The organism is Gemelliphila asaccharolytica, from assembly GCF_001553005.1.
In the GTDB taxonomy this organism is placed as follows: domain Bacteria; phylum Bacillota; class Bacilli; order Staphylococcales; family Gemellaceae; genus Gemelliphila; species Gemelliphila asaccharolytica.
On the sequence record NZ_KQ959870.1, the window covers coordinates 16,624 to 28,815 of the forward strand.

Below are 12,192 nucleotides of genomic sequence, written 5' to 3' on the forward strand. Positions count from 1 at the left end.
AAATATAGCTTGTTAGAAAATAAGCAACTTTTCAAGCAGAGAAACGCACTTTAAGAGTGATAAAATACTTTTTACAGCGGAAAGAAAATTTTATAAAAAAAAGAGGGAAAAATGCCAGAATTACCAGAAGTAGAGAATATAAAACGAGGTCTTATAAAAAAAGTAATAAATAAAAAAATAATATCTGTAGAAATATCAGAAATAGTAGCAAGTTCTCATAAAAATCAAAAAAGAGCTATAGTCAAAGATAATCTAGAAATTTTTAAAAAAAACTTAATAGGAAAAACCATATTAGATTTAACAAGACGAGGGAAATATATATATTTCACATTAGAAAAAGGATATTTGGTAACTCATTTTGGAATGACAGGAGCATATTTTGTAGTTAAAGAAGAAAAAGACATAAAAAATAAAAATTATTATAAGCATAGGCATATTATTTTTAATTTTGAAACTGGAGAAAAAATGTGTTTTTGTGATATTAGGAGATTTTCGGAATTAAGATATTTAGATGATATTTCAACATTTAAACCATTTCAGCAGATGGCACCAGAACCCTTTTATCATGCTTCTTTAAAAAAATTCTTAGACAAATTGAATGAAAAAAAATATTTAAATAAGGAAATAAAAGCTTTATTATTAGATGGAAGTGTTTTTTGTGGGTGTGGCAATATTTATGCTTGTGAAGTGCTATATAAAGAAAAAATAAATCCCTTAACTTTTTCTAAAAATCTATCTGAAGAAGATAAAAAAAGAATTTTTATCTCTTTGAAAGAAATTCTTGAATTTAGTATAGAAAAAGGAGGTAGTACAATTTCAGATTATGTAAATAGTGAAGGTGAAAAAGGTAATATGCAAAATTATCTGAAAATTTATGGAAAAAAGGTCTGTCCTTTAGGTCATGCAACAAAAAATATAAAAATAAAAGGTAGAAGTACATATTTTTGTCCAGAGTGTCAGAAATATCCCGTCTAAAATAGCTGAAAAATATAACAGTTTCTAAACAGATAAACCGTTAAAAAAGCAATATTTTTTATTATCTAATTATAAAAATATTTTAGAGAATATATACTTGTCAATATGAGGAAGCTATTACCCATAAAAACAGCGTTAGTCTAGCGTTGGAAAATAAGCGAATTGTTGCATATTACACATTCACAAAAAGTTCACAATTCAAACCATCAAAGTGTTGAAATCGTATTACATTTGTTGTAAACTAAAATTGTAAATAAATTAATAAGGAGAGTGACAAAAATGTCAACAACTACAGAAACTAAAAAAGCTTTCGTTGGTGGACTTTGGGAAAAAGAAATCAATGTATTAGACTTTATTAAATCTAACTACACTGAATATAGAGGCGATGCTTCATTCCTAGCTGGACCAACTGAAAACACAAAAGTATTAGTTGAAAAATTCAATGAATTAATGAGACAAGAACGTCTTGCTGGAGGAACTCTTGATATGGATACTTCTATCCCATCAACAATTCTTTCACATGGTGTTGGCTATATAGATAAAGACCGTGAAGAAATAGTAGGTCTTCAAACAGACAAACCTTTAAAACGTGCTCTTATGCCATTTGGTGGTATAAAAATGGCTGTTAAATCTTGTGAAGCTTATGGATACAAAGTTGACGACGAAGTAATCAAAATCTTCACTGATTACCGTAAAACTCACAACCAAGGTGTATTTGATGCCTACACTCCAGAAATGAGAGCAGTAAGAAAATCAGGTGTTATTACTGGATTACCAGATGCTTACGGACGTGGACGTATCATAGGTGACTACCGTCGTGTTGCATTATACGGGGTAGATAAACTTATCGAATTGAAAAAAGCTGACTTAGCTAAAATCGGAGCAGACGGAGTAATGACAGAACATGTTATCCGTGACCGTGAAGAAGTAAGTGACCAAATTAAAGCTTTAGGAGAATTAAAAGAATTAGGTAAAATCTACGGATTTGATATTTCTGGACCAGCTAAAAACGCAAAAGAAGCTGTTCAATGGCTATACTTTGGATACCTAGCAGCAATCAAACAACAAAATGGTGCTGCAATGTCAATAGGTAACATCGCTACTTTCTTAGATGTTTACATCGAAAGAGATTTAGAAGATGGAACATTAACAGAAGAAAAAGCACAAGAATTAATCGACCACTTAGTATTAAAACTACGTTGCGTTAAATTTGCTCGTACCCCTGAATATAACCAATTATTCTCTGGAGACCCAATCTGGGCTACATTAATCGTTGGTGAAATGTTAGACAAAGAAAAATCATTAGTAACAAAAACAGACTTCCGTTTCATCCATACATTAGACAACATGGGTAACTCACCAGAACCAAACTTAACTATACTTTGGTCTACAAAATTACCTAATGGATTCAAAGAATTCTGTGCTGAATCATCAATCAACCACAGTGCTGTTCAATATGAAAGTGACGAATTACTTTCAGGATTCTTAGGAACTTGTGACAAATCAATCGCTTGCTGTGTATCTGGTATGTCAACAGGTAAAGATATGCAATTCTTTGGAGCACGTGCTAACCTTGCAAAAGCATTACTTTACACAATTAATGGTGGACGTGATGAAAAATCTGGTTTACAAATTGGACCAAAAACTACACCATTACGTGGAGTACTTAAATATGACGAAGTTCTTGAAAAATTTGATATTTTCATGGACTGGTTATGTAAACTTTACATTAACACATTAAATGTAATTCACTATATGCACGATAAATATTCTTATGAAAGCTTAGAAATGGCTTTACATGACACTAAAGTAAGAAGATTTATGGCAACAGGTATCGCTGGATTCTCAGTAGCAGTAGACTCATTATCAGCAATTAAATATGCTAAAGTTACTCCAATTGAAGATGAAACTGGATTAGCAGTAGATTACAAAATTGAAGGAGACTTCCCTAAATTTGGTAACGATGATGACAGAGTAGACTCAATCGCTGTAGCATTATTAAAAGATTTCATGACAAAACTTAAAAAATACCCAACTTACCGTGCAGATGAAACTACAACTTCAATCTTAACAATAACTTCTAACGTTGTTTACGGTAAAAAAACTGGTAACACTCCTGACGGACGTCGTGCAGGTGAACCATTCTCACCAGGTGCAAACCCAATGAATGGTCGTGACCAATCTGGAGCATTAGCTTGCTTGAACTCAGTAGCTAAATTACCATATGAATACAGCCGTGACGGAATTTCATTAACAGCTGCATTCACACCTAAATCATTAGGTAAAGACAAACACGATAGAATAGTTAACCTTGTAGCTATGATGGATGGATACTTCAAAGAAGGTGGATACCACTTAAATACAAACGTATTTAATAAAGAAACACTTCTTAAAGTAATCGAATCACCAGAAGAATATCCAAACTTCACAATTCGTGTATCAGGATATGCAGTACGTTTAATCAGCTTAACACCAGAACAACAACGTGACGTATTAAGCCGTACAATGCACCAATTCAGATAATTATTATCAAAAAAAGAAAGGAGGCTTAAATTGCCTCCTTTTTATAATTTTTTATTAAGCTAATGAAAGTCATTATCTTAGTAAAAAATTATAAAAAAGAGTATAATAAAGAAAAAGGAGGGATAGTTATGCTTACAGATTTTCTTGAAGAAAAATCAAAAGCATCAGATGAAAAAGAAGAACTAACAGGTCTTGTACATTCCTTTGAATCATTTGGAAACCTAGATGGTCCGGGAATAAGATTTGTAATATTTTTCCAAGGATGTTTACTTCGTTGTAAGTATTGCCATAACCCTGATACTTGGAAATTACATAATCCTGATGCAAAAAGATATACAGTTAAAGAATTAGTAAAAAAAATTGTGAGATACAGACCATATTTTGAATCAAGTGACGGCGGTGGCGTAACTGTCAGTGGAGGAGAATCACTTTTACAATTAGATTTTGTAATTGAACTGTTCAAAGAATTAAAAAGTATAGGAATAAACACTTGCGTGGATTCTTGCGGGGGATTTTATGTTAATACTCCGACAATGAATAAAAAAGTATTGGAATTAATCTCATTAACAGATTTATTTTTAATGGATATTAAACATATTGATGATGATGTGCATATACGTTTAACAAAAAGAACAAATAAAAATATCTTGCAATTTATTAGATTTTTGAGCGACAATGGAGCTAAAATGTGGATAAGACATGTATTAGTGCCAAAATGGACAGATTTTGATGATGATTTAAGAAGACTTAGAAAATATATTGATACCCTAAATGGAGTAGAAAGAGTCGAAGTTTTACCATATCATGATATGGCAAAATACAAATACAAAGAATTAGGTATAAAATATGAACTTGAAGATATTGAACCGCCAACAAAAGATCGTATAAAAAATGCAATAGAAATTCTGGGAGCTAGAAATGATCTTTAATAAAAAGCAGTAATTAAAAAATTACTGCTTTTATTTATTTTAAAATAAAAATTTTTTAAAAGATAAATAATCAAAGTTTTTGAAAAAAAGTTATGCTAGAGAAGAAACATTATCTAAAATTTTTATATATTATTTTTAAAAAAAGAAAAAAGAAAGAAAAATCCTTTTTTTGATTTTTCTTTCTTTTTTTAATTATTTATTATCATTTTGTTTAGGTGTAGCTGGAGTTGGATTAGTCATAGTTTCTATTTGTTTTTTGACTGCATCATTGCTACCACTAACTTTATATTCATTAAATAATTTTTTAAGAGCATTTTGATATATAGTTTTATCTTTAGCTACAGTTTTTTGAGCTATAGATTCTGCTATATCAGCTTTCATTTCGTCAAATGTCATTTCTTTGACATCTAAGGCTTTTATAATGTGGTATCCAAATTGTGTTTTAACTACATCAGATACTTCATCTTTTTTAAGATTGTAAGCTACATCATTAAATTCACTTACAAAAGAAGAAGTTGCTTTTGATGAAAGACCAAGATCTCCACCTTTATCGGCATTAGATTTATCTGTAGAATATTCTTTTGCTAAAGCAGCAAAATCTCCACCTGCATCTAATTTTTGTTTTACTTCATCTATTTTTGCTTTTGCTTCTTCGTCACTTAAACCATCTTTATTTGTATCGCTTTTTACTGATATTAATATGTGTGCTAAGTGATATTGAACTTTAGAATTTTCATATTCTTCTTTTAATTTATCTTCACCAACACCTGCTTCATCTAATATCATATATGCTTGAGCTGTTTTCACTTTTAAAGCTTCTTTATATTTTTCTTTGTCAAAACCTTGTTGTTTTAAGGCAGCATCAAATTTATCTTTGCCACCATATTGTTCAATTGTTTTATTTAATTCTGCTTCAACGTGTTTATCATCAATTTTGTTTTTATATTTATCAAGCAAAACTTTTTTTGTTGCTATATCAGTAGCTGCTTTAGAAATTTGATTTGGTCCGATATAGTCTATTATTTCTTTATTAGTTACATTACCTGCTTTTGTAGAAATTAGTGAATCAGAAGAGCAACCACTAAGAGTTACTACAGACGCACATAAAATTGCTGGTAATATAGCTTTTTTAAAACTTTTCATTATATAATTTCCTCCTGATTTTCATACTACTATAATATATCATATTTCATATTTAAAAACAAACGAATGTTTTATAAAATAGGTGATATTAATCTTGAAATGGCTTCTTTTATTTTAGTAATAGTGCTTCTTTGGTCATAGATTTTTTTTGTTAATAATGATGAATTTTTGATATCTTCATCAAAAATACTTCTAAATTTTTTACATATTTGGTCATCATATATGAAAGTATTAATTTCAAAATTAAGTTTAAAGCTTCTATTGTCAAAATTTGCACTTCCTACACTTGTAACTTCATCGTCAATGATTACTAATTTGGAATGTAAGAATCCTTTTTCATATTCATAGATTTTTGCCCCTAATTTTACCAATTTTCCTACATTATAGTAATTTGCCCATCTAACAAAAGGGTGGTCTGATTTTTTAGGTATCATTATTTTTACTTTTGTACCAGAAAGAATTGCCATTTTTAAAGAGTCCATGACCCCTTCATCTGGTATGAAATAAGGAGATTGAATATATATATATTTTCTTGCACTTTTTATCATATGTAAAAAGCCATATTTTATTTGATCGATTTGTTCATCTGGACCACTTGTTACCACCTGAATAGGAATGTTAGAGTCTATATTTTCAAATTCACTTTCGCCATAATTTTCTATTTTTTCATCTTTAAAATCGTTATTATTTATTTGAGAGTTCCAATCATCAATAAAACGTAAATTCAAAAGTGCCACAGCCTCTCCTCTAATTCTAAGATGAATATCTCGCCAAGGTCCGAATTTCTTATTATTACCTAAATACTCATCCCCAACATTATAGCCACCTATATAACCTATTTTTCCATCTATTACAACTATTTTTCTATGGTTTCTATAATTCAAACGAAAATTTATTAAAGGTAACGAAGATTTAAAAAAACTTTTAGTGAAAGCACCTAATCTATTAATACTATTAAGAGAAATCTTGTTTAATGTTCTAGATCCTATATCATCATAAAGAATATAAACCTTTACTCCCTCTTTGAGCTTTTTTTTAAGTAGGGAAAAAAGTTTTTTTCCAATATTATCTTTTTTCAAAATATAATATTGGATGTAGATATAATTAGTAGCTTTTTCAATATCCTCAAAAAGAAGTTTAAACTTTTCACCTCCTGTAGTTATAATTTTAACATCATTTTTAGTTGTCAAAAAGGCTTGGTCAGATCTAAAGTTTAGTTCTATTAAACTTTTATGATGAAAGGTAATATACTCATTATTATATAAGCTAAAAGGAGATTTTCTTTTGAAAATATATTGCTGAAATTTAATTTTTTGCTCTTTAGTAAATGGAAAAATTTTATCTCTATAAATAGGTCTTCCAAAAATAAGGTAAAGAAGTAGACCAAAATGGGGGATTAAAAGCAAAACTAAAATCCATGCCCAAGAAGATGAGGGTTTTTTTGACTCTAGGAATATTATTACCATAACAGTTATAATATTAGCTAAGTAAAAAATAAAAAGAGTATCAAAATTATGAAAAAAACTAAAAAAATTAATGTTGAAAATAGAATTATAAAGCATATATACCTCCTAATATCAAGTTAATTTTATAAAAAATATAGAAATTTAGCAAGTTTTATAATATAATATTTATGGATTATAAATAAAAGGAGAAGGTATGAACAATAATATCTTAGAACATTTAAAAAGTAAATTTGCCGATTTTGCAAGTGAGCTAGAAAATATTGAACCAGAAAATTTTGATATAAAACAAATTGATAGATTGATAAAGCTTGTAGAAGAATTAGATAATGAAATAAAAACATTAAAATAATATTTAAATAGAAGAGTTCTATATAATATAGAACCTTTTTATTTTATAGGAGAAAAAGTGTGAAAAAATTTTTACTTACAATAAAAAAAATAGGTATCAATGGAGAAGGGATAGGTTATTATAAGAAAAAAATAACATTTGTTCAAGGAGCGTCACCAGAAGAAGAAGTTATTTGTAAAGTTTTGGAAGAAACTGATAAATATATAAAAGCAAAGCTTTTAACCATAAAGAAAAAAAGTCCCTTTAGAAGAGAAAATATAAAAAAAGAATTTTTGGATAGTGGAGCATATAATTTAATTCATGTCGACTATAAAAAGCAATTAGAATATAAAAAAAATATAGTTTGGGACTCTTTTTCTAAATATTTAGGAACGAAATATCTTGATAAAATAGAAAATACAATAGCTTGTGAAAAAGAATTTCACTATAGAAATAAATGCCAATTCCCTTTTTCTATAGATAAAAATGGCCATGTCATAGCAGGACTTTATAAAGAAGGAACAAATGAACTTGTAAATATAAAAAATTGTCCCGTACAGCATGAAAATATAAATAAAGTAGTAGAAATAGTAAAAAAATATATCGCTAAGTATAAAGTGCCAATTTCTATTTCCAAAAATTTTATAGGAATAAAATACCTCGTATGTAGAGCCTCCTTTGCAAGTGGAGATGTGCAGGTAGCTTTCGTGGCAAATGCAAAAGAAATACCATCACTAAAAAAAGTTGTTCATGAACTAAAAAAGGAAAGCTTTATAAAAAGTATAGTTTTAAATATTAAAGAAAAAAACAGTCACTTAGTTATGGGAAAAGAAAATATTTTGCTCTATGGCGAAGAAAATATTATAGAAAAAATAGGGGATATAAAATATAAGATTTCAGCCAATTCTTTCTTCCAGCTAAATCCCATTCAAACTAAAAATCTTTATGATAAAGTTATAAAATTAGCTAATATAAAAAAAACAGATATAATTTTAGACGCTTTTTGTGGAGTAGGGAGCATTGGTATTTATTTGAGTAAATATGCCGGAAAAGTGTATGGTGTAGATATAGAAGAAGAAAATATAAAAAATGCAAATGACAATATAAAACTTAATAATATAAAAAATTGTTTTTATACACTTTGTGACGCAAAAGAAAGTATAAAAAAATATCAAAAAGATAATATAAAATTTGACATAGTAATAGTAGATCCCCCAAGAGTGGGACTGAGATTTTTGGCTAATGAACTATTAAAAATAAAAGCAAAAAAAATAGTTTATGTAAGTTGTAACCCGTCAACCTTAGCAAAAGATATGAAAATATTAACTAAAAAATATAAAATAAAAACTATAATCCCTGTGGATATGTTCCCTCAAACAGCAAGTGTAGAAAGTATTTGCTTGATGATAAGAAAATAAATATTACCATATAAAAAAAGGAGAATTAATGGAAACAATAAATACAAAATTACTTAAAAAATTTGAAAAAATGTATGATTTAGATACTACAAATGAACTAATGGAAAACGCAATATCAAATGTAGGAATTAGAGAAGCTAGTAAAAATAAACGAGTGATAAACAAGCATGATTTTATTTTTAATGAGCAAATAGAAATAAAAAATATAACAAACCAAAAACAATCAGGAAGATGCTGGTTATTTGCTGCCTTAAATATGGCAAGACCTAAAATAATAAAAGAGCTAAAATTAGAAAGTTTTGAATTTTCTCAAACATATCTTTATTTTTATGACAACATAGAAAAAACAAATCTATTTTTAGACATGATTATAAAAACAAAAGATTTAGACATAAATAGTAGAGAAGTAATAAATGTATTAAAATTCAAAACAGATGACGGAGGATACTTTGAATATTTCAAAGCACTTATAGATAAATATGGAATTGTTCCAAAAAATGTCATGGCAGAAAGTTTCAACTCTGAAAATTCAAGCGATATGTTTGAAAGAGTTGAAGAAATTATAAAAAAATACGCTATGGACATAAGAAGGGCAAAAGGGCAAGAAGAAATAGAAAACTTAAAAGAAGAGTGCCTTTATAAAGCATATAATATATTTGTCAAATGTATAGGAAAACCAGTAGAAAAATTTGACTTTGAATATTTAGATAAAGATAAAAAATATCATATTGAAAAAAATCTATCCCCAAAAGATTTTTATAAAAAATATGTAGGAGATTTTTATGAAGATAAAATTCGTTTAATAAACGACCCTAGAGAAAGAAATCCATATGGAAGAGTATTTGTCAATCCAGAAGTGAAAAACATTGTAGAAATAGACGGTCTTAAAGGACTTAATGTTCCAATGGAAGAGATGAAAAAAGCATTGTTAAAATCTCTAAAAGACGGTATTCCATCATGGTTTGCTTGTGATGTGCTTAAAAGTTGTGACAGGAAAACAGGCATTATGGATTTAGACATTTATAATTATGAAAAAACATTAACAAAAGTAGGAGAATTTACAAAAGCAGATAGACTTGATATGCGTGAATCTGTAGCAACTCACGCTATGAATATAACTGGAGTTAAAACAAAGAATGGAGATATAAAAACATGGAAAGTAGAAAATTCATGGGGAGAAAAAAATGGCGATAAAGGGATTTTCTCCATGACAGATTCATGGTTTGATAAATATTCTTATGAAATAATTATCGACAAGAAATATGTTTCAGAATTTTATTTAAAAGGATTTGACAAGGAAGAAATAGTCTATAGCCCTTATGACGCTTTTTGCTTAATTTTAGGAAAAGTAAAATAAAAATATTTAAAAAACAAGGTGAATTTTAATTTTCCTTGTTTTTTTTTAGAAATTAAGTTTCACCGAGAATATAAAAAAATATTTAGATAAAAAAATTTTTTAAAAAAATTATATATTTAAATTTTCTTAATAATTATTTTTTCTTATTGATAAAAGAGTCTTAAAGGAGGAAATATAGTAGTTATGATAATATGTTTAAGTTATGAATAATAACTTAAATATTAAATAAAACAGATAATAAGCATTTTCATTTTATTTATTTTATAATAAATAATTGAAAAGTAGTGAAGGTAAAATTTAAAAAATTTCCGGCATAATTTAAGAATTTTTCTTTTGCTATATTCTAACTTTAAAAAAAGAGAGGAGTTATTCATGATAAAAAAATCAAGATGGAAGAAATTTCAGTTAGGTATATTAGCTACTTTATTATCTATTAGTTTATTTCAAGGACAAGTATATGCACAAACAGACATATCTAGTGCAAATCAAAATAATATTAGTCAGGGAAACGGTCAGGATAGTTTAGTAAAAAGTAATCAGGAAAATCAAAAAAATCTTGTAAAAAATTTATCTCCCTTTACTAAAGAAGATTATATGAAAAGCTCTGCTACACAGATGGCTCAAGCTATCCGTGATGGTAGAGTAACAAGTGAACAATTAGTAAAATGGGCTTATGAAATAATTGACCAAAAAGATAGCAAACTAAATGCAATGATTACATTAAGAAAAGAAGAAGCATTAAAAGAAGCTAGAGAGCTTAAAGATACAGGACAGCCATTTTATGGAGTTCCAGTTTTGATGAAAGGCTTGGGACACACTGTTGCAGGTTATGATAATACTCAAGGTTTTAAATTTATGAAGGGAACAATTTCTAAACATGATTCTCGTTATACTAAAGAATTTAAAAAAGCAGGATTTATTATTTTAGGGCAAACAAATTTCCCAGAATTTGGTTTGAAAAATATATCTGATTCGCCTCTTTATGGGAAAGCTGCAAATGGCTTAAATCCTCTATATCATGCTGGTGGTTCTTCTGGAGGTAGTGGTGCGGGGATAGCAGCACATTATGCACCAGTTGCTTCAGGTTCTGATGCAGGAGGGTCTATTCGTATTCCATCTTCATATAATGGAACTATTGGACTAAAACCAAGTCAAGGTGTTCTATATGGAACAAAAGATAATGATAAAGATCAAACAGTTCATTTTCCACTTACTAAATCAATGGTAGACACGGAACGTTTGTTTGATATATTTGGTGGAAGTAATCTACCAAAAGAAGATTTTGACCCTAGCAAGATAAAAATAGCATATACAACAAAATCTCCCGTACATACAGAAGTTTCTAAAGAAGCAGTAGAAGCTGTCAATGATATGGTAGCATATTTAAAAAAACAAGGATTTAGTGTAGAAGAAGCAGAAGCACCAGTTGACGGAGTAAAACTTATGAATGATTACTACACAATTGCTGCTGCAGGAACTTATGGATATACAAACTATCTTTCTAAACAAAAATTAAAAAGAAATTTAGAATTTAACGATGTTGATCCAACAACTTATGCACTTTATGGATATGGTAAATTTTTGAAAAAAGAAGATGTTGATATGGCATGGGAAAGTATTCATAAAGAAGCGGAAAAAATGAAAGAATTTCGCAAAAAATACGATATATACTTAACTCCGACAACTGCATATACAGCTCCATATCTTTCTGATACTTTAATAAAAGAAGAAGATGTTAAGCGAATTAAAAATAATGCTAATTTAACAAAAGAAGAACATAAAAAGTTGGTATATGATCAATGGTTAACAGCTTTAGCATATACCCCATTTACTCAGCTTGCAAACCTAATGAGGGAACCAGCAATATCTTTACCGACATATATCTCTAAAGAAGGGAAAACTCTCGGAGTGCAATTTCAAGCGGGGTTAAGACATGATAAACTTCTTTTATCTGTAGGAAAATATCTTGAAGATAGAGGACAATTTTATTATCAAAAAGAAATGAAAGACTTCAAAGAAAATGTAATAAACAAAATAGGTTACTTAGACAATC

The 12,192-nt window shown here is 28.4% G+C and carries 9 protein-coding genes; 7 read left to right on the forward strand and 2 right to left on the reverse strand.

The window, feature by feature from the left end; translation table 11 throughout:
• Positions 1-111 precede the first annotated feature (111 nt).
• The 3 genes from mutM (at position 112) to pflA (ending at position 4,427) form a co-directional block, all read left to right on the forward strand.
• Complete coding sequence (gene mutM, locus HMPREF1871_RS02665) at positions 112-975, forward strand: DNA-formamidopyrimidine glycosylase (RefSeq protein WP_066129746.1); 864 nt, start codon at positions 112-114, stop codon at positions 973-975.
• Positions 976-1,254: 279 nt separating this feature from the next.
• Positions 1,255-3,498: a formate C-acetyltransferase gene (gene pflB / locus HMPREF1871_RS02670; RefSeq protein WP_066129749.1), complete on the forward strand. Its 2,244-nt coding sequence runs from the start codon at positions 1,255-1,257 to the stop codon at positions 3,496-3,498.
• 128 nt (positions 3,499-3,626) lie between these two features.
• Positions 3,627-4,427 carry a pyruvate formate-lyase-activating protein gene (gene pflA, locus HMPREF1871_RS02675; protein ID WP_066129752.1) on the forward strand — a complete coding sequence of 267 codons (801 nt, stop codon included), beginning with the start codon at positions 3,627-3,629 and terminating at the stop codon, positions 4,425-4,427.
• Between the two features lie 192 nt (positions 4,428-4,619).
• Here the strand turns inward: pflA and HMPREF1871_RS02680 are convergent, their stop codons facing one another.
• A complete protein-coding gene (locus tag HMPREF1871_RS02680; RefSeq protein ID WP_066129755.1) occupies positions 4,620-5,570 on the reverse strand; it encodes a foldase protein PrsA in 951 nt (316 codons plus the stop codon).
• Between the two features lie 71 nt (positions 5,571-5,641).
• A complete protein-coding gene (cls, locus tag HMPREF1871_RS02685; protein ID WP_083505621.1) occupies positions 5,642-7,132 on the reverse strand; it encodes a cardiolipin synthase in 1,491 nt (496 codons plus the stop codon).
• A gap of 97 nt (positions 7,133-7,229) precedes the next feature.
• On the opposite strand from cls, the gene HMPREF1871_RS06270 reads away from it, so the two are divergent.
• The 4 genes from HMPREF1871_RS06270 to HMPREF1871_RS02705 all read left to right on the forward strand — a co-directional run.
• On the forward strand, positions 7,230-7,385 hold the full coding sequence (locus HMPREF1871_RS06270; RefSeq protein ID WP_066129758.1) for an SE1561 family protein: 156 nt from the start codon (positions 7,230-7,232) through the stop codon (positions 7,383-7,385).
• 59 nt (positions 7,386-7,444) lie between these two features.
• The gene (gene rlmD, locus HMPREF1871_RS02695; RefSeq protein ID WP_066129761.1) at positions 7,445-8,782 is read left to right on the forward strand and encodes a 23S rRNA (uracil(1939)-C(5))-methyltransferase RlmD; all 1,338 of its coding nucleotides are present in this window, start codon (positions 7,445-7,447) and stop codon (positions 8,780-8,782) included.
• Between the two features lie 28 nt (positions 8,783-8,810).
• Positions 8,811-10,139 carry a C1 family peptidase gene (locus tag HMPREF1871_RS02700; protein WP_066129763.1) on the forward strand — a complete coding sequence of 443 codons (1,329 nt, stop codon included), beginning with the start codon at positions 8,811-8,813 and terminating at the stop codon, positions 10,137-10,139.
• Between the two features lie 372 nt (positions 10,140-10,511).
• Positions 10,512-12,192, forward strand: a 1,681-nt coding sequence (locus HMPREF1871_RS02705) for an amidase family protein (protein WP_066129766.1), incomplete at its 3' end; no start/stop codon positions are given.

Excerpts from the sequence above, each read along its gene's own strand:
- mutM (WP_066129746.1), top strand. The coding sequence starts at position 112 with ATGCCAGAATTACCAGAAGTAGAGAATATAAAACGAGGTCTTATAAAA.
- pflB (WP_066129749.1), top strand. The coding sequence starts at position 1,255 with ATGTCAACAACTACAGAAACTAAAAAAGCTTTCGTTGGTGGACTTTGG.
- cls (WP_083505621.1), bottom strand. The coding sequence starts at position 7,132 with ATGCTTTATAATTCTATTTTCAACATTAATTTTTTTAGTTTTTTTCAT.
- HMPREF1871_RS02680 (WP_066129755.1), bottom strand. The coding sequence starts at position 5,570 with ATGAAAAGTTTTAAAAAAGCTATATTACCAGCAATTTTATGTGCGTCT.
- HMPREF1871_RS06270 (WP_066129758.1), top strand. The coding sequence starts at position 7,230 with ATGAACAATAATATCTTAGAACATTTAAAAAGTAAATTTGCCGATTTT.
- HMPREF1871_RS02700 (WP_066129763.1), top strand. The coding sequence starts at position 8,811 with ATGGAAACAATAAATACAAAATTACTTAAAAAATTTGAAAAAATGTAT.
- pflA (WP_066129752.1), top strand. The coding sequence starts at position 3,627 with ATGCTTACAGATTTTCTTGAAGAAAAATCAAAAGCATCAGATGAAAAA.